Genomic DNA, 22745 nt, shown 5'->3' on the forward strand with positions numbered 1-22745 from the left:
CGTGCGAAAATACTGATATTTGCGCGATCATGCTGCTGGCGCGCGCGGCCCAATCGGCAGGCTCGGGCGCAGCGCATGGCGTTCTCTGTTCTGGCGCCTGCGCAGGGGGCTTGGCAGGAGCCAGTTGATGCGCCTTGAGATGGCGCGGGTTGGATGCTAATTTGCGCGCTAAATCCTTATTTGGAAGGTGCTGCAATGTCGGAGTACCAGCCCCCGTCCAGCATTTTGCCACTGCCGGAGTCTCTTGCCCTTTTGGACCGTGTGTTTGGCGCAAATACGATTCTGAACGACCGTGGCAAAGACCAGGTGCGCGCCTATTACAAACAATCTTTGATCGGCTATGAGAAATATTACCATGCGCGCGGTGCGATGCATATGGCGCTCAACGATGGGTCAGAGCCGGGGCTGGGCGGGTTTCAAAAGCAGGTGAAACGGTTTCGTGATCTGATGAGCGGCGAGAAGATGGAGAATATCCTTGAGCTGGGATCGGGGGCTGGGTTCAACCTTGTCTGGATGGCCAAGAATTTTCCTGATGCCAAGGTTACGGGGATTGATCTGCTGCCAGACCATATCGGGCGCACGCGCAAACGGGCGAAAAAGAATGGGCTGACCAACATGGAGGCGCGCGAAGGCGATTTTGCGTCAATTCCCGAAGATCTTGGCCAGTTCGATCTGATCTATTCGGTCGAGGCTTTGTGCCATGCGCCCGAACTGCCCAACCTGTTCAAGCAAATCGCCGCGCGCCTGCGTCCGGGCGGGCGCTTTATGGTGTTTGACAGTTTCCGCAATTTTCAGCCCGGTGAACTGAGCGAAGATTACGCCCGCGCAATGGAAATCGCGGAAATCACAGTGGCGGTGAACAGCGGCTTTCACACCGTGCCCGCTTGGATGGATGCGGTGAAAGGGGCGGGGTTGGAGTTGGTGGCAGATGAGGATTACAACCTTCAGGTTCTGCCAACACTGGTGATGCTGCACGAACGCTGCATTGGGATTGAGGGCGGCTTCAAACGCGTGCTAATGAAAACGCTCCCCCGCTATCTTGCGCGCAATGGAGCGGCCGGGTTGATGGGCTTTCACGCGCATGCGCCGATCCCGGGGCGCGCAGATGGGCAGGGCCCGCTTAGCTATCGCTGCATCGCGGCGCGCAAACCCGAATAGGGCCGGGCCAGGTAGGCTGACGCGCGCACAACAAAGGAACGATCATGGACGGCGGACCCCAAACGCAAGAGGCGCAGCTGCGCAAGATGTTTCGCCGCCTCAGCATGGGCAATGCCGAGCGGCGCACGCATTTTGGCTATAGCGAACGGCGCGCAGCCCTGCTGGCGTTGCGCAAGACCCTGCGCGAATTTGAAGGGCCGATCATCGCCGCCCTGGCGCAAGATTTCGGCAAGCCCGAAACCGAGGTCCGCCTGACCGAGATCATGGCCGTTCAGGCTGAAATCTCGCATGCTTTGCGTCACCTCAAGCGCTGGATGCGTCCGCGCAAGGTGGCCTCAACCCTTGTCTCTTTTGGCACGCGCGCCCGCATCGTGCCCCAACCCAAAGGCACGGCGTTGATCATTTCGCCGTGGAATTACCCTGTGACTTTGGCGCTGGGCCCGCTGGTGTCGGCCTTGGCGGCGGGCTGTAGCGCGGTGATCAAACCTTCGGAACTGGCACCCGCCAGCGCTGCGGTTGTCGCCCAGATCGTGGCCGAGGCGCTGCCTGAAGATCTGGTGAGTGTCTGTGAGGGCGGCGTTGAGGTCAGCGAGCTGCTGCTTGATCTGCCCTTTGATCATATCTTCTTCACTGGCTCCCCGCGCGTGGGCAAGATCGTGATGCAGGCGGCGGCGAAGAACCTTACCTCGGTGACGCTGGAACTGGGGGGGAAATCGCCGGTGATCGTGGGGGCGGGCGCGGATATCAAGCGCGCGGCCAAGATGACGGCATGGGGCAAGTTCGCCAATGCCGGGCAGACCTGTATCGCGCCCGATCATGTCTTTGTGGCGAAATCGGTCGAGACGCAGTTTCTGGCCGAGTTGAAAGCCGCAATCGCCAAGATGTATGGCCGCGACGAGGCGGCTCAGGCAGCCTCGCGCGATTTTGCCCGCATCATCAACCCTAGCCATTTCGAGCGTCTTTCGGGGTTGATCGCGCAGGCCGAGGCAGCGGGCGCGCGCAAGCTGACGGGCGGGGCCAGCGATGCGCAAAGCCGCTATATCGCGCCCACCGTTCTGATGGGCACGGATTCCCAGATGGGCGTCGAACGCGACGAGATTTTCGGCCCCGTTCTGCCGGTGATCCCCTATGATCGTCTGGATGGCGTCTTGGCGCGCATCGAGGCGGGGCCGCGCCCCTTGGCGCTGTATTTGTTCGAACGCGATCGCGCTGTGATCGATCAGGTGTCGCGCTCTTCGATTTCGGGCGCGCTGGGCGTGAACCTGACCTTGGTACATTTCCTGCATCTCAACCTGCCATTTGGCGGGATCGGAAATTCCGGGCTTGGTGCGGCGCATGGGATCTGGGGGTTCAACGCATTCAGCTATGAAAAATCGGTGCTGGAAAATCGCTTTGCCCCGATTGCGCCCTTGATGCCGCCCTATCGCGGTGCGCGCAAGCGGCTGGTACGCGTGATGGCGCGGGTGTTGGGGCGCTAGGGCGTTAACCTTACGCTAGGTCAGGAAGAATTGCTGCGTTTTGCGCTGGGCAAAGCGATCTGCGGGTCGATTTTTCACCGTGAATTCACAATTTTGTTTCGTCACGCGCAATCGCAGACCTGCACAAAGCCGTGTAATTGCAAGGATAAAGCAGCACGCGCCCTATGATGACCCTTGAAAAAGGTTTCATCAAAAGGGGGGAATTAAAATGGCTTCAACAGAATTTGTCACAGGATCGGGTAAGCTGCGCCGAGATGCCGGCGTCACAGGGTTGCTCTTTGCTTCTACCACCTCGATGATTGGATCGGGGTGGCTGTTTGGGGCCTATCACGCCTCAAAGATCGCTGGGCCGCTCAGCGTTTGGTCCTGGGTGATCGGGGCAGCAATCATCATGTTGATTGCTTTGTGTTTCGCAGAGCTGTCGACAATGTTTTCGAAATCCGGCGCGCTGGTGCATATGAGCCATGCCAGCCACGGCGCGACGTTGGGCAGGCTTTGGGGCTGGATGCTGTTTCTCAGCTACGCGCCCGTGCCCGCAGTCGAGGCTGAGGGGATCGTCACCTACGCCAATAACTACCTGCCCTATTTCATCAAGGCGGATGGCTCGGGCACGCTGACCGGCATGGGGTTCTTGGCCTCGGCCGTGCTGCTGTCGGTGCTGGCGGTGCTGAACCTGCTGGCGATCAAGGCGCTGTTGCGGGTAAATAACGCCGTGACATGGTGGAAGATCGCGGTGCCGCTGATCACCGTGGTTGGCCTGATCGTAGCCTCGACCCATTGGGGCGTGTGGCAGGCCGGTGTGGGCACCTATAGCTCGCAAGGTATGTTCACGGCCATTCCGGCGGCGGGCATCGTGTTCTCATTCCTCGGCTTTCGCACCGCGATTGATCTGGGTGGAGAAAGCGCCAATCCGGGGCGCAACATTCCGATGGCGGTGATTGGATCGGTGCTGTTGGCGGCGTTTGTCTATATCTTGCTGCAAGTGGCGTTTATCATGGCGCTCTCGCCCGGGGATCTGAAAAACGGCTGGTCTCATCTCAACTTTGTTGGCTCTGCCGGGCCGTTCGCAGGCTTGGCGGCGACGCTGGGCATGGGGTGGCTGGCCTTGCTGCTGTATATCGACGCCTATGTGTCGCCCGGCGGTACTGGGCTGATCTATGTCACGGGCGGGTCGCGTATTTTGTTCGCGGTGGGTGATACCGATAGCGGGCCGCAATCCTTGACCAAGACCACCAAATTTGGCGTGCCGTGGTTGGCCGTTGTCGTGATGTGGGCGTCGGGTGTGTTCTTTTTGCTGCCGTTCCCGGCGTGGCAATTGCTGGTGGGCTATATCAGCTCGATCACCGTTCTCACCTACGGGTTGGGGCCGATCGTGCTGATGGTGTTGCGCCGCAGCCAACCCGACGCTGACCGCGCTTTCCGCCTGAAAGGGGCGGAGGTGTTGGCGCCGCTGGCTTTTGTGGCCTCTAATCTCGTGATCTATTGGACCGGGTTTTACACCGACTCGATCCTGTTCGGGATGCTGGCCGTAGGCTTTGCGATCTACGCCTTTGTCTTTCATGTCGTGCAAAAGAAATCGGCTGCCGAGTTCGGCTGGAAACATATCGGCTGGCTGGCCGCGTGGTTTGGCGGGCTTTGGGTGCTGTCAGCGCTGGGAGCGACGGGCAATGGCTTTGCCTTGGTCGGGTTCTGGACCGGGATGGCGCTTGTCGCGATCTGGTCGCTGGTGGTGATCTGGATGGCGCTGAATTCCGCGCTGCCCGCCGAAGAGACCGGGGCCTTGATGGAGCGCATTCAGGCGGGCAACTAAGCCCATCGCAATCAGATACAGGAGGGCGCGCAGGGCAGGGGGCCTTGCGCGCCTTTTTCGTGACGTCCTGCGGGGTGTGCGCGCGCGCAATCCGCGCTAGATCAGGCCTCTTAGACCAGGAGTGCCCGATGATCCCGTTTTCCGTTCTCGATCTTTCGCCGATCCCGCAAGGGTCCAGCCCGCGTGATGCATTAACCAACACCGTCGCATTGGCGCAGCACGCCGAGGGTCTGGGCTATGCCCGCTTTTGGCTGGCCGAGCATCACAACTCGACGGGCATTGCCAGTGCCGCAACGGCGGTGGTGATCGGCCATGTCGCGGGTCAGACTGCGCGCATTCGCGTCGGTGCGGGGGGTATCATGCTGCCCAATCACGCGCCCTTGCAGGTGGCCGAGGCGTTTGGCACGCTCGAAACCCTGTATCCGGGGCGCATTGATCTGGGCGTGGGGCGCGCGCCGGGCACCGACCCCGCGACCATGCAGGCGCTGCGGCGCGGGATGGGCGGCGGCGATCACTTTCCCGAGGATGTGGTGGAATTGCTGGACTTTCTTGGCCCCGAACAGATCGGTCAGCGGGTGCGCGCGGTGCCGGGCATGGGCACCAATGTGCCGGTCTGGATGCTGGGCTCGTCGCTGTTTGGCGCGCAACTGGCGGCGCATCTGGGGCTGCCTTACGCGTTCGCCAGTCACTTCGCGCCCGATATGCTGGGCGAGGCGGTAGAGATCTATCGCGCGCGGTTCCGCCCCGGCGTGACCGACGCGCCTCGATTTATGCTGGCGGTGAACCTGTTTGCCGCGCCAACCGAGGCCGAGGCACATTTGCTGCGCTCCTCGATGCTGCAGGGCTTCATCCGGCTGCGCAAAGGCATGGCCGGGCCGCTGCCCCCGCCTGTGGCCGATCTGAGCACGGTGGCGAGCGATGCTGAGATCAAGATGGCCGAGGCCGCGCTGCGCGTCGTGGCGCTGGGCGATCCGGGACAGGTCGAGGCGCAGCTACGCGATCTGATCGCGCGCTATCGCCCCGATGAGGTGATTTTGACGGGGCATATCTTTGACCAGCCCGCCCGGCGCGAGAGTTTCACCATTGGGGCTGAAGCGATGGGCCGGATTAACGCGGGCGCGCGTTGAGAGGGGGCGGGGAGTGTCGGGAGTGCGGACAAAGTGAGCTTTCGCTGCGGTTGCGCCAACGACCGCTTTCAGCAACGTTCCAAAACGGTGGTTTTGGGAAGCTTGACCGCAGGTCGAATAGCGGCAGATTGATACTCATATCAATTTATTAGAGGACCCATTGATGACCAATACGGAAGATCTTGCGGCAAAGTTTGAGATGTTAGGTGTGCCGGACCCAGCCAGCTGGGCAAAATCACAGGTTAATGAGGGCATTGACCAACTGTCCCGAGCTACCGTGCTTAGAGCCATGGCAGACGTAGTCGTTAGATCTTCTAGAATGCCCGCATTGTTTGCAGATGCGGCTTGGGTAACTGACGAAGTGCGTAATGCGGTAAAGCGGAACGAAGATGCAGGTGTGTCATCTGCCGACTTGGCTCTGATTGTCAAAACCGCTGTTTACCACTCACTGTCCGATATGATGGTTCTGTTTGATGACTGTGCTGAGTTTGAAATAAACCCCGGTCAAATCCAAGCAGGCCTGTTCAAATTGAACGATGATTTCGAACCATCGTCTGCCATCGAAGGTTTGCATGAAAGTTGGAGTCAGGTCGCCGGTGCAATAGTTGGGAAAGATGTAGTGAAAACTTGAGCAACGCCTCAAGGGTGTTCCAAAAACCCTCGTTTGTGGAACACGCGCAAACTACCTTGTTGGAGGCTACCAAAAACCCCGTTTCAAACCAAAGACCTAGTTGAAGGTTTTTGAGCTTCTTCTGCAAACCGACATTCGCTGCGAAGCAGAAATCTTGCAAAATGGGCTCGAAGCCGCCTTTCGCCGCCCACGCGAACCAACAGCCCCCGTTTCCCGGCCCCGCGCCCGGTTTTCCCTTGCGCGCCACGCCTATTCCCCTATAAGGCCCCATCTTCCGCGTTGAATTGAACCGGCGGAGCCTCTCGTGATGGGTTGCGGAAGCCAAATGCCCATCTATGAAGCCGCCTTGAAAACAGGAGTTCGCATGCCGCTTTACGAGCATGTCCTCATTGCGCGTCAGGACTTGTCCAACACGCAAGCTGAAGGTCTTATCGAACATTTCTCCACGGTCCTCTCGGACAACGGCGGCAAAGTCGTTGAGCACGAGTATTGGGGCGTGAAGACCATGGCCTACAAGATCAACAAAAACCGCAAAGGCCATTACGCCTTCCTGCGCACCGATGCCCCTTCGGCTGCGGTGCAGGAAATGGAGCGTCTGGCCCGTCTGCATGACGACGTGATGCGTGTGCTGACCATCAAGGTCGACGCTCACGAAGAGGGCCCCTCGGCCCAGATGCAGAAACGCGACGAACGCGACACCCGTCGCGAGCGCCGTTGATCGAGACATAGGAGCAACACCATGGCAAAACCGTTTTTCCGTCGCCGTAAGGTCTGCCCGTTCTCGGGCGATAACGCGCCCAAGATCGACTATAAAGACACCCGTCTTTTGCAGCGTTACGTTTCCGAGCGTGGCAAGATCGTGCCCGCCCGTATCACCGCCGTTTCGGCGAAAAAGCAACGTGAACTGGCCCGTGCGATCAAGCGCGCGCGCTTCCTCGCGCTGCTGCCCTATGCCGTGAAATAAGGAGACCGACCAATGGAAGTGATCCTTCTGGAACGTGTGGCCAAGCTGGGCCAAATGGGCGATGTCGTGACCGTCAAGGACGGCTACGGTCGCAATTATCTGCTGCCCCAAGGCAAGGCGCTGCGCGCCAATGCCGGCAACATTGCCTCCTTTGAGGAGCGCAAGGCACAGCTTGAGGCACGCAACCTTGAAACCAAAACCGAGGCCGAAGCGCTGTCGGCCCGTCTTGATGGTCAGCAGTTCGTCGTGATCCGCTCGGCCTCTGATGGTGGCAACCTGTACGGGTCCGTCACCACCCGTGACGCCGCAACGATCGCAACCGAAGAGGGCTTCTCGGTGGACCGCAAGCAGGTCATCATCCGTCAGCCGATCAAGGTGCTGGGTCTGCACGAGCTTGAGGTGCATCTGCACCCCGAGGTCGTGGCTGTGATCACGCTCAACGTCGCGCGTTCGGCCGAAGAAGCCGAATTGCAGGCAACGGGCAAGTCGATCCAAGACATGGCTGCCGAAGAAGATGCGGCGGCTGAGTTCGAAATCTCGGAGCTGTTCGACGATATGGGCGCTGCCGCAGACGACGATAACGACGAGGACGAGGGTGGCCGCGTCGCGACCCCCGAAGACGACGCTTAAGATTTAGATCACCTGATCTGATCGGAAACCGCGCCCTCAGGGGCGCGGTTTTTTCATGGGCGGACCCAAATTTGATTGGCCGGGGGCGACGGGTGATTTTCTCGACACTGATTTTTAGCGGTGTTGACCGGCGCGATGATCACCGATTTTACGCCGGGGCAGGATAGGGTGCAGCGTTATGGCGATTTTAGGTATTTGCCCTAACTCGACCCGGACAGTGTTCTGTAGGCCGTCGCGCAAGAGGGGCTGGTGTTTGGCTATCCCGCCCTATCTGATCCGGCAAGGGGGCGCGGCGCTGCTGGCTTATGACGAAGCGCTTGGCGTCTATACTTAAGATCCGCGCCCTACGCCAAAGCAAAAAGGCCGCCCCGAGGGGCGGCCTTTCGTATAATCCAGTCGATCTGGCTCAGAGTTCGTCGAGCGCTTCGATGGCTTTTTGCAGATCTTCCTTGGTGACCTCTTTGTCGGTCACTTTGGCCACGCCGGCGATGTAGTCGACGACCTTGTCTTCAAAGATCGGCGCGCGCATCTGCTGTTGCATCTGCTGGTTTTGCTGCACGAATTCGAAGAACGCACGTTCCTGACCCGGGTATTGACGGGCTTGGTTCATGATCGCTTGCGTCATCTCGGCATCGGTGACTTCGATCTCTTGCTTGCGACCGATTTCAGCCAGCAACAGACCCAGACGCACGCGGCGCTCGGCCAGCGAGTTGTGCTCATCCGTGGTTTCGATCTCGCCATGGTCATGGCCGTGATCTTCGGGATGCTCTTCGTGATACAGCTGATGCGCGATCTGCTTGGCTTCGGCCTCAACAAGGCTCGGGGGCAGGTCGAACTTCACCTTGGTGTCGAGCTGGTCGAGAAGACCACGCTTCATCACCTGACGTGCGGCACCCTGATACTCGGCCTCAAGACGCTCTGCGATTTGGCCCTTCAGACCCGACAGGTCCTCGGCGCCGAATTGCTTGGCCATCTCGTCGCTGATTTCGGCAGCTTTGGGCGCTTTGACTTCATGCACGGTGCATTTGAACAGGGCCTCTTTGCCCGCCAGATGCTCTGCGCCATATTCGGTCGGGAAGTTGACGGTCACGTCGACATTCTCGCCGACTTTCTTGCCGATCAGCTGCTCTTCAAAACCGGGGATGAACGAGCCCGAACCGAGTTCCAGCGGGTAACCTTCGCCTTTGCCGCCTTCGAACGCTTCGCCATCGACGAAACCTTCAAAGTCGATCACGACCTGGTCGCCGGTCTCCGAGGCAGCGCCGTCAGCGCGCGCTTCGAAATTCTTGGCGGTCTTGGCAAGGCTTTCCAGCGCTTCGGTGATCGCGGCCTCTTCGGCTTTGACAACCAGACGGTCGAGCGTGACATCGGACAGATCGGCGTCGGGGATCTCGGGGAGGGCTTCGTATTCGACGGTCACGACAACATCGTCACCCTCTTTCCACTCTTCGCCGCCCTTCATTTCGATTTTCGGCTGCATCGCGGGGCGATCGCCGGTTTTTTCGAAATGCTCGCTCATCGCGCCATCAACCGATTCCTGCATCGCTTCGCCAAGGATGCGCGGGCCGAAGTTCTTGCGCAGCATTGCCATCGGGACTTTGCCCTTGCGAAAGCCCTTCATCTCGATCTCGGGCTGAGCCTCGACCAGCTTGGCGTTGACCTTGTCGTCCAGCTCTTTGGCGGTGATGGTGATCTCATAGCCGCGCTTGAGGCCGTCGTTGAGGGTCTCGGTGACCTGCATGGAATGTCCTTTATCTCTTAACGCCGCGCGGATCGCGGCCGGTTCGCAATTTCAGCCGCCCTTCTAGGGGGCGCGCGCCTTGGTGGCAAGGCGAAAACAGGCGTGCGCGGATCATCTCGGTGTCATGTATTTCCCCAAACATCGCCGCGCAGGCACCATGAAATCGGGCGAGGGTGGGGGCATTGGGGTCGGAACGATTGATTTGATTTCGGTATGTGTCAGGAAAATACGATTTTAAAAAGCGTGCAGGTTGCTGTGTCCGGCTTGGCGACAGGGGGACATGTTGAGCAAAATTGATGTCGGACGTCGTGTCCTCTATGCCTGTTTTGGCGTTCATTCCCTTGGCCCCGGCCGCATCCTTGGGGCGGGCGTCTGCGGAGCCCTTTCTGGTCTCCCGACAATTCGGTGATAGGATTCAGCTTCAATGTAACGGACATCGAAATGCTCTCGCTGTGTCCAAGGCTGTGCCTTGGCACAACGGCGCAAGTACTTGTTCGTCAATGAGAAAGGGTTTCAACCGAAGTTGATGGTGCGGGTGAAGGGACTCGAACCCCCACGCCAAAGGCGCCAGAACCTAAATCTGGTGCGTCTACCAGTTCCGCCACACCCGCATGCGGGGCGTAATAGCAACAGCAGTGCGCGCTGGAAAGGGGGTGCTTGCTTTTTTGCTCGCATCTTTGGCGTGGATGCGCCTAAGCTGTTGGAAAGGCGCAAAAGACGCCGCATGACTTGAGGCAGATAAGCAGGTATCACCATGGGCAAAACCGGTCCGGGGTGCGATGGGGTGAGCGCCTTGTTGCACGAATTGATCGATTTGAAGGCCGGCACGCGCGACGACGCGAGTGCCGATAGTCGCGATTTGGCCGGTGCGATTGCACAGGGCGCGCGGATTTACACATTGGATGGGGCGTTGCCCATCGAATATCTCGAGCCGGGCGATCACATCATCACGCGCGCTGGGGCGCGCAGGCTGCGCGCTGTGCGCAGCGGGGATTATGTTGGGCCGTTGGTGCGCGTGGCGCCGGGCGCGTTGGGGCATGACCGCCCCGGTGCGCCGTTGCTGCTGGGTCTGCAAGCGCGCCTGTTGCTGCGCGATTGGCGTGTGAAACTGATCTATGGCAAGCAGGAGGCATTGGTCGCGGCTTGTTCGATGATTGATGGGCAATATGTGACCAAGGGCAACGGGCGGGCGCGCATGTTCGTGCTGGAATTTGACGGGCCCGAAGTGATCTATGTCGATGGCGTCGAGGTTGCGATGACGCCTGCGCGCGTCACCGCCTAAGGTCATTTGTGGGGCGGGCGGGTCGCGCCCAAGCACGCCGGGGCATGGGGCGCGCCGTGTTCTCGGCCTGCGATGACATCCGCTTACAGCCCAATCTCGCGAAAGACGCGGGGGAGCATTTCGGGCAGGTCTTCAGCGATCAGGCCGGGGCCAAAGGCCCGCGCCGCCTCGACATGGAGCCAGGCCCCGGTGCAGGCTGCATCAAAGGGCGTGAGCCCGCGCGCCATCAATCCTGTGATCAGCCCCGCCAACACATCGCCCGCGCCCGCCGTGGCAAGCCAAGGAGCAGCGCGCGCGCCGGTCGCAGAATGCAGCGCGGTTCTGCCGCTCGGATCTGCGATCGTGGTCTCGGCCCCCTTGAGCAGCACGGTGCAGCCCGCGCGCTTGGCGGCTTTCGCAGTCGCCTCGATCTTATGCGACAGGGGCGTTTCAGGGGCGCTGAGCGCGTCCGCCAAATCCGGGAAGAGGCGGCGAAATTCCCCCATATGCGGGGTCAAAACGACCCTCTCATGCAGCTGCGTGAAAAGATGCTCGGGCTCCTCGTCAAAGGCGGTGAGCGCATCGGCGTCCAGTACCGTGGCGCGCGCGCCCCACAGGGCGGCGGGCACCATTTCAAGCGCGCGTTTGCGCCCAAGTCCGGGGCCAAGGCACAGCGCGTTCAGGCGCTCGTCTTGTAGTAGGCCGCGCAGGCTGTAGCTGTCGGGCAGGGCGGCGAGCATGATTGCGGTCAATTGCGCGGCCTGTTCGTAAAATGACGCGGTCGGGGCGGCGATGGTGACCAGTCCGGCCCCCACGCGCAGGGCGGCGCGCGCGGCCAGTCGGGCCGCCCCCCCCTGACCCGCGCCCCCTGACAAGATCACCGCATGGCCGTGGCCGTATTTATGTGCCTGCGACGATTTCGCGAGATTGGCGCGCATGCTTTCGCTTAGGGCAATCTGGTGGGTCATGGGGCCTCCGTCGGGGGCGTTGGGCAATGGAAAAGGCGCATACGGTCTAGCGGCGCTGTCTGAGGATTTGGTGAATGGTGCAGGGCCACTGGCGTGAGGATGTGCTCTGCGCCAAAGACATACAACAGGGCAAGGGGGGAGTTTGCGCCCAAAAGTTTCAAAACTGCTGAATTTTTGCGCCATCTGCCCGAAAAGAGGGCGCGCCTTTGGGATTCCCCGCTTGCACCAAGATACACCCAGCCTCGCCGATTGCGAGGGCTGTAGGAAAGTGGTCTGAGGGGGTCGGTAACAAGACCAGACGGGGGAGTCGGCGGCATGAAAAAAGTTGAGGCGATCATTAAGCCCTTCAAGCTCGACGAAGTGAAAGAAGCGCTTCAGGAAGTCGGAATTCAGGGGCTTTCGGTGATTGAAGTCAAAGGGTTCGGGCGCCAGAAAGGCCATACCGAGCTGTATCGCGGCGCCGAATATGTCGTTGATTTCCTGCCCAAAGTCAAAATCGAGATGGTGCTGCCCGACGATCTGGTCGATGCCGCCATCGACGCAATCACGCAGGCCGCGCGCACCGAAAAGATCGGTGACGGCAAGATATTCGTCTCTTCAATGGAGCAGGCGATCCGCATCAGAACCGGCGAATCCGGCGACGACGCGCTGTAAGTTTCCCCAATTCGGCCCCACGCGCCTTCGGGTCGGGGCCTTCCCAATGCTCAACGAAAGGGATTTAGCGACATGAGCAAGATTAAGGACGCTGTAAAGCTGATGAAGGACGAGGAGGTCGAATATGTCGACGTCCGGTTTACCGATCCGCGCGGCAAACTACAGCACGTCACGCTGATCAACACTGAAGTCGATGAAGATTTCTTCGAAGAAGGCTTCATGTTCGACGGCTCGTCGATTGCTGGCTGGAAGTCGATTGATCAATCCGACATGAAACTGATCCCCGATGCGGGCTCGGTTTATATCGACCCCTTCTACGCTGAAAAAACCATGTGCGTGCATTGCACCGTGGTCGAGCCCGACACCGGCGAGGCCTATGATCGTGACCCGCGCGGCACCGCCGAAAAAGCCGAGGCCTATCTGAAAGCCTCGGGTATCGGTGATCAGTCGTTCTGGGGGCCGGAAGCCGAATTCTTCCTGTTCGACGACGTGCGCTACTCGGTCGAGATGAACAAAGTGTCCTTCGAGGTCGACGCGATCGACGCCTCGTGGAACACCGACACCTCGTATGAAATGGGCAACATGGGCCATCGCCCCGGCATCAAGGGCGGCTATTTCCCGGTCAACCCGATCGACGAGGCGCAGGATCTGCGTTCGGAAATGCTGTCCACCATGAAGCGCATGGGGATGAAGGTCGACAAGCATCACCACGAAGTGGCGAGCTGTCAGCACGAGCTGGGTCTGGTCTTTGGTTCGTTGACCCATCAGGCCGACGAGATCCAGAAATACAAATACGTCATCCACAACGTGGCCCATGCCTATGGCAAGTCGGCGACCTTCATGCCCAAGCCCATCTCGGGCGATAACGGCACCGGGATGCACGTCAATATGTCGATCTGGAAAGACGGCAAGCCCTTGTTTGCAGGCGACAAATACGCCGATCTCAGCCAAGAGGCGCTGTATTTCATCGGCGGCATCCTCAAGCATGCCAAGGCGCTAAACGCGATCACCAACCCCTCGACCAACAGCTACAAGCGGTTGATCCCGGGCTTTGAGGCCCCCGTGCTGCGCGCCTATTCGGCCCGCAACCGCTCGGGCTGTGTGCGTATTCCGTGGGCCGAGAACCCCAAGGCGAAACGTGTCGAGGCGCGCTTCCCCGATCCTTCGGCAAACCCCTACCTGTGCTTTGCAGCGCTGCTGATGGCGGGTCTTGACGGCATCAAGAACAAGATCGACCCCGGCCCGTCCTCGGACAAGGATCTGTATGATCTGCCCCCCGAAGAGCTGGCCGCGATCCCGACCGTGTGTGGTTCGTTGCGCGAAGCACTGGACTCGCTGGAAGCGGATCACGAGTTCCTGCTGGCGGGCGACGTGTTCACCAAAAGCCAGCTTGAGGGCTACATGGCGCTCAAGTGGGAAGAGGTTTATGCCTACGAGCATTGCCCCCACCCGGTGGAATACAAGATGTATTACTCCTGCTGAGGCAGGGTGTGATGAATTTGGAAAAGGGCGCCTTCGGGCGCCCTTTTTCGTGGTGGGGGAAGGGCTGTCTAGCGTGAGCCCGAACCTGACGCATTGCGGCGGGCGAAAAGACGCTGTGGAAGTTTCGCGTGTCGTTCGGATCGCTCCGCTGCAATTCGAATGAAATTGGGCGTTAATAATGCTATGCTGCATCTTTAGGTCATTTGGGCCTAGGGAGGGCTCTTGGATGACGAAGGGGAGCTATGGGCAATTCTGCCCGGTTGCGATGGCATCCGAGGTTCTGTGCACGAGATGGACCATGGTTCTTGTGCGTGAACTCGTGGCAGGCTCGACCCGGTTCGGGGATCTGCGGCGCGGCGTTCCCCGGATGTCTCCGACACTTCTGTCACAACGGCTCAAGGAGCTTGAAGCAGCTGGGATCGTCCTGCGCACGCCGGTCGCCGATGAGATCGGTATTCACGATTACCAACTGACGGCGGCCGGACAGGATTTGAAACAGGTCGTCGAATCCTTTGGTGTTTGGGGGCAGAAATGGGTCAAGACTCAGGCCACTCTTGAGAACCTCGATCCTGCGCTTTTGATGTGGGACATGCGGCGCAATATCAATCCCGCGCCGCTGCCAACGCAACGCACTGTCGTGCAGTTCTGCTATCCGGAACTCCCCGCCAATCGTCGCGAATGGTGGCTGATCATCGACCCCAAGGCAAAGGTCGAAGTCGATCTGTGTTCGACGGATCCGGGGTTTGATGTCGACCTTTGGGTCACCACGGATCTCAAAACCATGACCGCCATCTGGATGGGGCTGTCTTCGGTGCGCGAGGCGCAATCGAAACTTTTGGTGGATGGTGACCCGGCCTTGGCCCGGTCCATGGCGCAATGGTTGGGCCTTAGTCCTTTCGCCGCACAGAAGAAGATCGCGGGCTAGCTGTCGCCCCCTGGGAGTCCAGTTTCAGGACTATCGAGGGTTTCTGGTTTCTCTCATGCTTGCCCCTCAAGACAATGGAGAAAGCTGATGACCGATACCCTTTACGCGCGCCTCGGAGGTGCCGACGCAATCGCCCAAATCGCATCCGACCTTGTTGACTTCCACATTGCCAACCCGTTGATTGGCAAGCGTTTCGCAGGCAGCGATCCGGTCGCTATAAAAAAGAAGGCCACGGATTTCTTTGTGATGGGGTCGGGTGGTCCCAACAATTATGATGGGTTGGACATGCTCAGCGCCCACAAACACATGAACATTTCCGACAACGAATATATGGCGGCTGTCGATGATCTGATGAAGGCGTTGACGAATGCTGACGTGGGGGATCACGAGAAAGCGGAAGTGCTCTATATCTTCCACACGCTTCGTCCCGACGTTGTTGGCGTCTGACGGTCGCGCACTGTTCTGTGGTCTTCCCTGCAACGCATCGCGTTCAGCGCCCTTGGGCGGGTCGTCTGGATGGTCCAATCTGCTGGCGCGAATCCGTTTTGACCTTGGTGCAACGCGCTGGGTTGGCATTTGTCCTCACCCCTTGACAGCCAGCCCTGCTCCTCCCATTTGACCGCCTTGGCGCCCGGATGCCAGCCGCCCGCGGGGAGACCTTTGGTGAAATTCGGATATTCTAAGCTCTCTTATCGGGGGCGTTACGGCAATGCGGGCACCGGAGCGGTGGGATTATCCCCCGTGGAGACGACACAATGATTGCGAAAGATATCAAAGAGGCCAAGGCACAGGCGCATCGTCTGGCCGATGCAATGAAGCGGGCGGGCCAACCCGTCAGCCTGTCGCGAGCCTATGAGATCCATGCGCAGGCCTCGGGGCATGCGGATTGGAACACGATGGCGGCGGCGCTGAAGGCGCCGGTCGGGCAAGGGCTTGCCTTGGGCGAGCCGGTGCGCGGGCGTTACATGGGGCAGCCGATCACGGGCCGCGTGCATGCACTCAAACGCAAAGGGGCCGAGCATCTCGAGATCGAGATCGCGCTCGATACTCCGGTGGATGTGGTGCAAAGCGCCGCGTTCAGTTCGCTGCGCCGACGGGTGCGCGCGACGATCGGGCCGGATCGGCGTTCGGTCGGGCGGCGCTCGGACGGGGTGGCGCATTTGGATTTGAACTGAGAGAGAGGGCGGGGCACGCGGCCTCGCCCTTTTTCTATCCGCTTGCACAACTTGCCCCAAGGTCGCGCGCGCGCTATTGGGACTGCAAAGAAAACGCAGGAGGAGGCCGAGATGAGCCGAGCATTCGTATTTCCCGGGCAGGGCGCGCAGACCATCGGCATGGGGCGCGCATTGGCGCAGGCCTATCCGGCTGCGCAGGCGGTGTTTGACGAGGTGGACGCGGCTTTGGGCGAGAGCCTGAGCGCGCTGATCTGGGAAGGCGAGGCTGAGGCGCTGACGCTGACGGCGAATGCGCAGCCTGCGCTGATGGCGACCTCGATAGCGGCGATGCGCGCGCTGGAGGCCGAAGGGTTTTCGGTGAGCGATGCGGCGTTTGTAGCGGGGCATTCGCTGGGTGAATATTCGGCGCTGTGTGCGGCGGGGGCATTGAGCTTGTCTGATACCGCGCGGCTGTTGCGCCTGCGCGGTGAGGCGATGCAATCGGCGGTGCCGGTGGGTGTGGGCGCTATGGCGGCAGTGCTTGGGCTTGATTTTGCGGCAGCCTCGGCGGTGGCGCAAGCGGCGGCGCAGGGGCAGGTTTGTCAGGCCGCCAATGACAATGATCCCTCGCAGGTGGTGATTTCGGGCCATAAAGAAGCGGTCGAGCGCGCCACGGTTCTGGCCAAGGAAGCCGGGGCCAAACGCGCGGTGATGCTGCCGGTGTCGGCCCCGTTCCATTGCGCATTGATGCAGCCCGCCGCCGATGCGATGGCAGCGGCTTTGGCCGATGTTGCGATCAAAGCGCCTGTCGTGCCGCTGGTGGCAAATGTGCGCGCTGAGGCCGTAAGCGACCCCGATCTGATCCGCCAGTTGCTGGTGGAGCAGGTGACGGGCTCGGTGCGTTGGCGCGAGAGTGTGGCCTGGATGGCCGGTCAGGGCGTGGATGAGATCTGGGAGATCGGCGCGGGCAAGGCGCTGTCGGGCATGATCCGCCGCATCGCCAAGGACGTGACATGTCGCGCAGTGGGCACGCCCGAGGATATTGCGGCGCTGAAGGGCTAAGGGCGCGCCGGGGGATCTTCCCCCCGGACCCCCAGGAGTATTTTTGGCCAGATGAAAGCCAGATGAAGAAAGGTTCGCAGATGTTTAATCTTACTGGAAAATGTGCGCTTGTGACCGGGGCGTCCGGAGGCATTGGTGCCGAGATTGCGCGCGCTTTGCATGCGGGCGGTGCGGTTGTGGCGCTGTCGGGCACGCGGGTGGAGCCGCTGGAGGCATTGGCCGCTGAATTGGGCGAAGGCGCGCATGTGTGCCCCGCAAATCTGAGCGATGCGACTTCGGTCGAGGCGCTGCCAAAGGCGGCGATTACGGCGATGGGGGGCTTGGATATTCTGGTCAATAACGCCGGGATCACGCGCGACGGGCTGAGCATGCGGATGTCAGATGATGATTGGCAATCGGTGATTGATGTGAACCTGACGGCGGCGTTTCGTCTAATGCGCGGATCGTTGCGCATGATGATGAAGGCGCGCTGGGGGCGCATCATCAACATCACCTCTATTGTCGGTCAGACCGGTAATCCGGGACAGGTGAATTATGCTGCCGCCAAGGCCGGGCTGGTGGGCGCGTCGAAATCGATGGCGCTAGAGGTTGCGAGCCGGGGTGTGACGGTGAATTGTGTCGCGCCGGGCTTTATCGCGACGGCGATGACGGACAAGCTGAATGACGATCAGAAGGGTGCGCTGATGGGCCAGATTCCGGTCGGGCGGATGGGCACGCCGAACGAGATCGCCGCGGCTGTGCGCTATTTGGCCAGCCCCGAGGCGGGCTATGTCACGGGGGCCGTGTTGCACGTGAATGGCGGGATGGCGATGATCTGAGGCTGTGGCTTTGACAATCGTGTTATCTGAGGGCAATTCCGCCTTGCGCGGGCATCAGAAACGGCTTGCCATGCAGCGCACCAATCGCTAAGAGCGCAGCAGACGGGCCTTGCGCAAATTGCGTGGGGTCTGCTTGCGGCCTCGTGATCCGTCGGGGGTGTATGAGACGCTCGAACGAGCATAGACTGGGCCTTGGGCCCTAGAATTTTGAGGAATTGACATGAGCGACATCGCAGATCGCGTGAAGAAGATCGTCGTGGAACATCTCGGCGTGGAAGAAGACAAGGTCACCGAGAGCGCTTCGTTCATCGACGACCTGGGCGCTGACAGCCTTGACACCGTTGAGCTGGTCATGGCGTTCGAAGAAGAGTTCGGCATCGAGATTCCCGATGACGCCGCTGAGAACATCCAGACCGTCGGCGATGCGGTCAAATTCATCACGGAAGCCGCGTAACGCGCTTTTGGCGATTGAGCTATTTGAACGGCGCTCCAGAGTGGGGCGCCGTTTTTCGTTTTGAGTGCGGCAAGGTTTGAATCCCGCGTAGCGGGAGCGACTGTTTGATGATCGTCGTTAAGGATTTGTTCAGCATTTTTCCCTTGCTTGGCCAACACGTTCCGTGGCGCGCGACGTAGATGCGCAATGCGTGCGAGAGTGAGGAGCCAAGATTTGACCGTTTATCGTCTTTCTCAAATTCTGGTACGCCCCTTGGCGTGGCTGGCGGCGGCGATCGCGCTTTGGCCTTTGATGGGACATTTTCTGCGTTCGGAGCGGATGTTTGGGGTTTTCACGGATAGCTATAAAACCCATGAAATGACGTCGATTTTGGTTTTGCTTCTGTCTTTTGCAGTGCAGATGCGGCGACGCGATCTGCGCGTTGCAAACCTATTGGCGGCGCTGTGTCTGGGCATTGTGATAGCGCGGTTCATTCCGCAATTCGGGCCGGTTTTCGGAGTTGGCGGGCCTTACATGATGGGCTGGAACACCGCGTTGGTGCTGGGCATGATTGCGGCTGGTTTCCTGATCAGCGAGGCGCGGTTTCATTCGGTGGGGGCGCTGTTGTGTTTTCTGGCAATGGGATTGACCGTGATCTTGATGATTGCAGGCATCTGGCAGCAGCATGAGATACTGGGGCAGATGTCGCTGCCAACGGCCATGATGACGGCTGCGTTGGCCGGGTCAATTGCCGCAATCCATGCCAATCGCGGCGTGATGCGGGTTCTTCTTGGACCCTACGCGTCGGGGCGCAATGCGCGCATGCAGCTATTCCTCGGGATTTTGACACCGCTTGTTTTGGGCGGGCTGTTCATGCGTGTGCCCGATTGGTTGGAGGGGCAAAGCGAGGTCTTTTTGCTGATTGCCGCCCTGACAGGGTTCAATATCGCGCTGATCGTGGTGACGGCGATGGTGATGGAGCGGGCCGATCACAAGCGTCGTCAGCTAGAGAGAATGATGTCGGATCTGGCTTTGCGCGACGGGCTGACGAAGGTGTTCAACCGGGTAATGTTGGAGCGCCGTTTTGTGCGGGCGGTGGCACAGGCAGAAGACGGTAGCGTTCCGTTCTCGATGTTGATGATTGATCTGGATCGGTTCAAGTCGATCAATGATCTGGGCGGGCATGAGCTGGGGGATCGGGTGTTGTCTCATGTGGCGCGGGCGCTGCGGCTGGAGATGCGCTGGGATGATACCCTGGCCCGTGTCGGCGGTGAGGAGTTTGCGGTGATTTTGCCGGGCGCGACTTTGGTTGACAGCTATGAGATCGCCAAGCGTTTGCGCGCCTGTATCGAGGATGTGCGGGTCGCGCGTGAGGATGGGTCTGTGCAACGGGTGACGGCCTCGATCGGAGTGGCGCAATGGATTGCTGGGGAAAGCATGCATGAAATTTATGCGCGCACCGATGGCGCGCTGTATGAGGCCAAGAAATTGGGGCGGAACCGGGTTTTGTTGGCGACAGGGCAGGGCTTTGGCGAGCGGATTGATCGAATGGGTGAGCTTGTGAGTGATGCGCCGTTTCCGCCATCTGCTGAAGCGGTCTGTGGCAGGCCGGTGTCGGACCGTTGCCTAGCGTGATCTGAGTTGAGTGAGGCGGCCGGGCGGATTGCCGGGTTTTGTGGGTGTGTTGAAGTTGCAGGTCTCAAATTTTGCGCGTTTGAGATGAGCCGCCCGGTTTTTCGTGGAACGTGAGAGACGCGTGGTCGCGCGCATTTGCGGGGCCGTCGCGATTTGGGTGGCAGAGACTTGCGCGCTGGGGGGCTTAGGGGGGGTGCGGCTCGTCTGGATGATTGCGCCGCGCGGGCCTCGCGTGTATCAGAACTTTCGAGAGTTTTCAGCGAAAGAGGTCGGGGATGCGCCGGGTTGTTGTTACGGGTCTTGGGATGGTCACGCCGCTGGCATGCGGGGTCGAGGAGACTTGGGCGCGGTTGATCGCCGGGCAATCTGGGGCGGGGCCGATAACGCGCTTTGATGCGTCGGGCGTGGTGACAAAATATGCGTGCGAGATTCCGCTGGGTGATGGCAGCGATGGCACGTTCAATCCTGATGACTGGATGGAGCCGAAGGAGCGTCGCAAGGTTGATGATTTCATCCTTTATGGAATGGCGGCCGCGACGCAGGCCGTGCGCGATTCCGGTTGGGTGCCTGAAGATGAGGAAAGCCGGTGTCGCACCGGTGTGATGATTGGTTCGGGCATTGGCGGGTTGAGCACGATTGCCGATACGGCTGTGCTGCTAAAGGAACGCGGCGCGCGTCGCGTCAGCCCGTTTTTCATTCCCGGCGCGTTGATCAATCTGGTGTCGGGGCAGGTCTCGATCCGGTTTGGGTTCAAGGGACCGAACCATGCGGTCGTCACGGCCTGCTCGACGGGGGCACATGCGATTGGCGATGCGGCGCGGCTGATCATGCTGGGCGATGCCGATGTGATGGTCGCGGGTGGTGCGGAAAGCCCGGTGTCCGAGATCGGGATTGCCGGGTTTAACGCCTGCAAGGCGCTGTCGACCAAGCGGGGAGATGAGCCGCAGACGGCAAGCCGCCCGTGGGACGCGGATCGCGATGGGTTTGTGATGGGAGAGGGCGCGGGCTGTGTTGTGCTTGAGGAATATGAACATGCCAAGGCGCGCGGTGCGAAGATTTACGCCGAGGTTTTGGGCTATGGTCTGTCGGGCGATGCCTATCACATCACGGCACCTGCTGAGGATGGCGATGGTGGGTTTCGTGCGATGAAAGCGGCCTTGGAGCGCGCCGATCTTGCGCCTGCGCAGGTCGATTACATCAACGCGCATGGCACCTCGACGATGGCGGATACGATCGAGTTGGGCGCAGTCGAGCGGTTGCTGGGCGATGAGGGGGTCAAGACGGCCACGATGAGTTCGACGAAATCCTCGATCGGGCATTTGCTGGGCGCGGCAGGTGCAGTGGAAGCGATTTTCTGCGTGCTTGCGCTCCGCGATCAGATCGCGCCGCCGACGTTGAATTTGGACAATCCGCCCGAAGGGGCGCGGTTGGATCTGGCACCGAAAGTGGCGGTGAAACGCAAGATTGACGTGGCATTGTCGAACAGTTTTGGCTTTGGTGGAACGAATGCGAGCCTCGTGCTGGGTAAGGTGCAAGGGTGATGTGGCGCAATATCGTCTCGAATTTTCTGACGCTTGCGGTGATCATTCTGGTCGCATTGGGCGGTTTGGTCGCTTGGGCAAAGCGGCAATATGTTGAACCGGGTCCGCTGGCGCAGGCGATGTGTTTGCGTGTCGCGCCAGGGGCCAATATTCGCGGAGTCTCGGGCGATCTTGAGAGCGGCGGTGCCGTGCGTTCGGCCTATATTTTCCGCACCGGTGCGCAATATCAGAACAAGGCGAGCCAGCTGAAATTCGGCTCGTATCTGATTGAACCCCATTCCACGATGGAGGCGATTGTCAATCAGATCACCGCGGGGGGGCCCTCGACATGCGGGACCGAGTTGGTGTTTCGCATCGGGGTGAGTGGCAATGAGGTGCTGCTGCGCGAGCTTGACCCGGCGACGGGCAATTATGAGAAGGTCGCAGAGTATAATCCCGAGAGCGAAAAGCCGCCCGAAGGGTTTGAGAGCAAAGCCGAGGCTGCCGACGTGCGCACCCGTGTGACGGTGGTGGACGGGGTGACAAGCTGGCAGATCGTGCAGGGGTTGCGAGAGGCGCCGTTCCTGGATGGCACGATTGCCGATGTCCCTACTGAAGGATCGCTGGCGCCCGATAGCTATGAGGTCAAGCGCGGGGCGGATCGTCAGGCGTTGCTGGATATGATGGAGGCACGGCAGGCGAAAATCTTGGCGGATGCTTGGGCTGGGCGCGCGGATGGGCTGCCCTATGCGAACCCGGAACAGGCGCTGACGATGGCTTCGATTGTCGAGAAGGAAACAGGTGTTGCGTCGGAGCGGCCCGAGGTGGCGAGTGTGTTCATCAACCGGCTTGAAAAAGGGATGAAGCTGCAAACGGACCCGACGGTGATTTACGGGGTGACGGGCGGCAAGGGGATGTTGGGGCGTGGCTTGCGCCAGTCTGAATTGCGTAAGGCGACACCTTATAACACCTATGTCATCGACGGGCTGCCTCCGGGACCGATTGCGAATCCGGGACGCGCGGCGATCGAGGCGGCTTTGCATCCCGATTCGACCAAATACCTGTTTTTCGTGGCTGATGGGTCGGGTGGGCATGCGTTTGCCAGTACGATTGAAGAGCATAACAAGAATGTTGCGGCTTGGCGTGCGCTGGAGAAGAAGGCGCAAGAAACCGGCTCAGGCAATTGATTTTATTATAGAAACCCGGTTAAGGCCGGGTTTTTATTTGGCCACTAAAAACAACCCTGGATTTAGCGCTTGACTTTGCGAACGCTCTAAAGTAGTAATTATGCATG

General features: G+C 60.0%; 23 protein-coding genes and 1 tRNA gene. 20 read left to right on the forward strand and 4 right to left on the reverse strand.

All coding sequences use genetic code 11. The features are described from left to right. Positions 1 to 195 precede the first annotated feature (195 nt). From AB4874_RS08700 to rplI, 8 genes are all read left to right on the forward strand, one after another. Positions 196 to 1158 carry a class I SAM-dependent methyltransferase gene (locus tag AB4874_RS08700; RefSeq protein ID WP_368391701.1) on the forward strand — a complete coding sequence of 321 codons (963 nt, stop codon included), beginning with the start codon at positions 196 to 198 and terminating at the stop codon, positions 1156 to 1158. Between the two features lie 44 nt (positions 1159 to 1202). Continuing rightward, positions 1203 to 2636 carry an aldehyde dehydrogenase family protein gene (locus AB4874_RS08705; protein ID WP_368391702.1) on the forward strand — a complete coding sequence of 478 codons (1434 nt, stop codon included), beginning with the start codon at positions 1203 to 1205 and terminating at the stop codon, positions 2634 to 2636. A gap of 208 nt (positions 2637 to 2844) precedes the next feature. Further along, entirely contained in the window at positions 2845 to 4446 is a 1602-nt protein-coding gene (locus tag AB4874_RS08710; RefSeq protein WP_368391703.1) for an APC family permease, read from the forward strand. Between the two features lie 128 nt (positions 4447 to 4574). Continuing rightward, positions 4575 to 5573: an LLM class flavin-dependent oxidoreductase gene (locus AB4874_RS08715; RefSeq protein WP_368391704.1), complete on the forward strand. Its 999-nt coding sequence runs from the start codon at positions 4575 to 4577 to the stop codon at positions 5571 to 5573. 163 nt (positions 5574 to 5736) lie between these two features. Beyond that, positions 5737 to 6204 (forward strand): hypothetical protein, encoded by a 468-nt coding sequence (locus AB4874_RS08720; protein WP_368391705.1) that lies wholly within the window; start codon positions 5737 to 5739, stop codon positions 6202 to 6204. Positions 6205 to 6568: 364 nt separating this feature from the next. Next, positions 6569 to 6922 carry a 30S ribosomal protein S6 gene (rpsF, locus tag AB4874_RS08725; protein WP_295537556.1) on the forward strand — a complete coding sequence of 118 codons (354 nt, stop codon included), beginning with the start codon at positions 6569 to 6571 and terminating at the stop codon, positions 6920 to 6922. A 21-nt stretch (positions 6923 to 6943) separates the two neighbouring features. Continuing rightward, positions 6944 to 7168, forward strand: a complete 225-nt coding sequence (gene rpsR / locus AB4874_RS08730; protein WP_038130090.1) for a 30S ribosomal protein S18 — start codon at positions 6944 to 6946, stop codon at positions 7166 to 7168. 12 nt (positions 7169 to 7180) lie between these two features. Beyond that, positions 7181 to 7798, forward strand: a complete 618-nt coding sequence (gene rplI, locus AB4874_RS08735; RefSeq protein WP_368391706.1) for a 50S ribosomal protein L9 — start codon at positions 7181 to 7183, stop codon at positions 7796 to 7798. A gap of 406 nt (positions 7799 to 8204) precedes the next feature. On the opposite strand, the gene tig is transcribed toward rplI, so the two are convergent. The 3 genes from tig to AB4874_RS08750 form a co-directional block, all read right to left on the reverse strand. Then, the gene (tig, locus tag AB4874_RS08740) at positions 8205 to 9539 is read right to left on the reverse strand and encodes a trigger factor (protein ID WP_295537430.1); all 1335 of its coding nucleotides are present in this window, start codon (positions 9537 to 9539) and stop codon (positions 8205 to 8207) included. 10 nt (positions 9540 to 9549) lie between these two features. Beyond that, positions 9550 to 9876 carry a hypothetical protein gene (locus AB4874_RS08745; protein WP_368391707.1) on the reverse strand — a complete coding sequence of 109 codons (327 nt, stop codon included), beginning with the start codon at positions 9874 to 9876 and terminating at the stop codon, positions 9550 to 9552. A 190-nt stretch (positions 9877 to 10066) separates the two neighbouring features. After that, a tRNA-Leu gene (locus AB4874_RS08750) sits at positions 10067 to 10150 on the reverse strand. 143 nt (positions 10151 to 10293) lie between these two features. Here AB4874_RS08750 and AB4874_RS08755 point away from each other — a divergent pair. Then, the gene (locus AB4874_RS08755; RefSeq protein ID WP_368391708.1) at positions 10294 to 10821 is read left to right on the forward strand and encodes a Hint domain-containing protein; all 528 of its coding nucleotides are present in this window, start codon (positions 10294 to 10296) and stop codon (positions 10819 to 10821) included. Between the two features lie 83 nt (positions 10822 to 10904). On the opposite strand, the gene AB4874_RS08760 is transcribed toward AB4874_RS08755, so the two are convergent. Then, the gene (locus AB4874_RS08760) at positions 10905 to 11768 is read right to left on the reverse strand and encodes an NAD(P)H-hydrate dehydratase (protein ID WP_368391709.1); all 864 of its coding nucleotides are present in this window, start codon (positions 11766 to 11768) and stop codon (positions 10905 to 10907) included. A 315-nt stretch (positions 11769 to 12083) separates the two neighbouring features. Here AB4874_RS08760 and AB4874_RS08765 point away from each other — a divergent pair, with 315 nt between their 5' ends. The 11 genes from AB4874_RS08765 to mltG all read left to right on the forward strand — a co-directional run bounded on the left by AB4874_RS08765 (position 12084) and on the right by mltG (position 22638). After that, positions 12084 to 12422 carry a P-II family nitrogen regulator gene (locus AB4874_RS08765; RefSeq protein ID WP_295537433.1) on the forward strand — a complete coding sequence of 113 codons (339 nt, stop codon included), beginning with the start codon at positions 12084 to 12086 and terminating at the stop codon, positions 12420 to 12422. A 72-nt stretch (positions 12423 to 12494) separates the two neighbouring features. Beyond that, on the forward strand, positions 12495 to 13904 hold the full coding sequence (glnA, locus tag AB4874_RS08770; protein WP_295537434.1) for a type I glutamate--ammonia ligase: 1410 nt from the start codon (positions 12495 to 12497) through the stop codon (positions 13902 to 13904). A gap of 226 nt (positions 13905 to 14130) precedes the next feature. Further along, positions 14131 to 14829: a winged helix-turn-helix transcriptional regulator gene (locus tag AB4874_RS08775; RefSeq protein ID WP_368391710.1), complete on the forward strand. Its 699-nt coding sequence runs from the start codon at positions 14131 to 14133 to the stop codon at positions 14827 to 14829. A gap of 87 nt (positions 14830 to 14916) precedes the next feature. Then, entirely contained in the window at positions 14917 to 15276 is a 360-nt protein-coding gene (locus tag AB4874_RS08780) for a group I truncated hemoglobin (RefSeq protein ID WP_295537435.1), read from the forward strand. Between the two features lie 308 nt (positions 15277 to 15584). Further along, positions 15585 to 16004 (forward strand): glyoxalase superfamily protein, encoded by a 420-nt coding sequence (locus tag AB4874_RS08785; RefSeq protein WP_295537436.1) that lies wholly within the window; start codon positions 15585 to 15587, stop codon positions 16002 to 16004. 111 nt (positions 16005 to 16115) lie between these two features. Next, positions 16116 to 17045, forward strand: a complete 930-nt coding sequence (gene fabD, locus AB4874_RS08790) for an ACP S-malonyltransferase (protein WP_295537437.1) — start codon at positions 16116 to 16118, stop codon at positions 17043 to 17045. An 80-nt stretch (positions 17046 to 17125) separates the two neighbouring features. Then, positions 17126 to 17863 (forward strand): 3-oxoacyl-[acyl-carrier-protein] reductase, encoded by a 738-nt coding sequence (gene fabG / locus AB4874_RS08795; RefSeq protein WP_368391841.1) that lies wholly within the window; start codon positions 17126 to 17128, stop codon positions 17861 to 17863. Positions 17864 to 18083: 220 nt separating this feature from the next. Then, complete coding sequence (locus AB4874_RS08800; protein ID WP_038061267.1) at positions 18084 to 18317, forward strand: acyl carrier protein; 234 nt, start codon at positions 18084 to 18086, stop codon at positions 18315 to 18317. A gap of 213 nt (positions 18318 to 18530) precedes the next feature. Continuing rightward, positions 18531 to 19931: a GGDEF domain-containing protein gene (locus AB4874_RS08805; protein ID WP_368391711.1), complete on the forward strand. Its 1401-nt coding sequence runs from the start codon at positions 18531 to 18533 to the stop codon at positions 19929 to 19931. A gap of 275 nt (positions 19932 to 20206) precedes the next feature. Continuing rightward, a complete protein-coding gene (fabF, locus tag AB4874_RS08810; RefSeq protein ID WP_368391712.1) occupies positions 20207 to 21472 on the forward strand; it encodes a beta-ketoacyl-ACP synthase II in 1266 nt (421 codons plus the stop codon). After that, positions 21472 to 22638, forward strand: a complete 1167-nt coding sequence (gene mltG / locus AB4874_RS08815; protein WP_368391713.1) for an endolytic transglycosylase MltG — start codon at positions 21472 to 21474, stop codon at positions 22636 to 22638. Before fabF ends, mltG begins: the two co-directional genes overlap by 1 nt. Positions 22639 to 22745: the final 107 nt, after the last annotated feature.

The organism is Thioclava arctica, assembly GCF_040892615.1.
GTDB lineage: Bacteria > Pseudomonadota > Alphaproteobacteria > Rhodobacterales > Rhodobacteraceae > Thioclava > Thioclava arctica.

Excerpts from the sequence above, each read along its gene's own strand:
- AB4874_RS08700 (WP_368391701.1), top strand. The coding sequence starts at position 196 with ATGTCGGAGTACCAGCCCCCGTCCAGCATTTTGCCACTGCCGGAGTCT.
- AB4874_RS08705 (WP_368391702.1), top strand. The coding sequence starts at position 1,203 with ATGGACGGCGGACCCCAAACGCAAGAGGCGCAGCTGCGCAAGATGTTT.
- AB4874_RS08710 (WP_368391703.1), top strand. The coding sequence starts at position 2,845 with ATGGCTTCAACAGAATTTGTCACAGGATCGGGTAAGCTGCGCCGAGAT.
- AB4874_RS08715 (WP_368391704.1), top strand. The coding sequence starts at position 4,575 with ATGATCCCGTTTTCCGTTCTCGATCTTTCGCCGATCCCGCAAGGGTCC.
- AB4874_RS08720 (WP_368391705.1), top strand. The coding sequence starts at position 5,737 with ATGACCAATACGGAAGATCTTGCGGCAAAGTTTGAGATGTTAGGTGTG.
- rpsF (WP_295537556.1), top strand. The coding sequence starts at position 6,569 with ATGCCGCTTTACGAGCATGTCCTCATTGCGCGTCAGGACTTGTCCAAC.
- rpsR (WP_038130090.1), top strand. The coding sequence starts at position 6,944 with ATGGCAAAACCGTTTTTCCGTCGCCGTAAGGTCTGCCCGTTCTCGGGC.
- rplI (WP_368391706.1), top strand. The coding sequence starts at position 7,181 with ATGGAAGTGATCCTTCTGGAACGTGTGGCCAAGCTGGGCCAAATGGGC.
- tig (WP_295537430.1), bottom strand. The coding sequence starts at position 9,539 with ATGCAGGTCACCGAGACCCTCAACGACGGCCTCAAGCGCGGCTATGAG.
- AB4874_RS08745 (WP_368391707.1), bottom strand. The coding sequence starts at position 9,876 with ATGAACGCCAAAACAGGCATAGAGGACACGACGTCCGACATCAATTTT.
- AB4874_RS08755 (WP_368391708.1), top strand. The coding sequence starts at position 10,294 with ATGGGCAAAACCGGTCCGGGGTGCGATGGGGTGAGCGCCTTGTTGCAC.
- AB4874_RS08760 (WP_368391709.1), bottom strand. The coding sequence starts at position 11,768 with ATGACCCACCAGATTGCCCTAAGCGAAAGCATGCGCGCCAATCTCGCG.
- AB4874_RS08765 (WP_295537433.1), top strand. The coding sequence starts at position 12,084 with ATGAAAAAAGTTGAGGCGATCATTAAGCCCTTCAAGCTCGACGAAGTG.
- glnA (WP_295537434.1), top strand. The coding sequence starts at position 12,495 with ATGAGCAAGATTAAGGACGCTGTAAAGCTGATGAAGGACGAGGAGGTC.
- AB4874_RS08775 (WP_368391710.1), top strand. The coding sequence starts at position 14,131 with ATGACGAAGGGGAGCTATGGGCAATTCTGCCCGGTTGCGATGGCATCC.
- AB4874_RS08780 (WP_295537435.1), top strand. The coding sequence starts at position 14,917 with ATGACCGATACCCTTTACGCGCGCCTCGGAGGTGCCGACGCAATCGCC.
- AB4874_RS08785 (WP_295537436.1), top strand. The coding sequence starts at position 15,585 with ATGATTGCGAAAGATATCAAAGAGGCCAAGGCACAGGCGCATCGTCTG.
- fabD (WP_295537437.1), top strand. The coding sequence starts at position 16,116 with ATGAGCCGAGCATTCGTATTTCCCGGGCAGGGCGCGCAGACCATCGGC.
- fabG (WP_368391841.1), top strand. The coding sequence starts at position 17,126 with ATGTTTAATCTTACTGGAAAATGTGCGCTTGTGACCGGGGCGTCCGGA.
- AB4874_RS08800 (WP_038061267.1), top strand. The coding sequence starts at position 18,084 with ATGAGCGACATCGCAGATCGCGTGAAGAAGATCGTCGTGGAACATCTC.
- fabF (WP_368391712.1), top strand. The coding sequence starts at position 20,207 with ATGCGCCGGGTTGTTGTTACGGGTCTTGGGATGGTCACGCCGCTGGCA.
- mltG (WP_368391713.1), top strand. The coding sequence starts at position 21,472 with ATGTGGCGCAATATCGTCTCGAATTTTCTGACGCTTGCGGTGATCATT.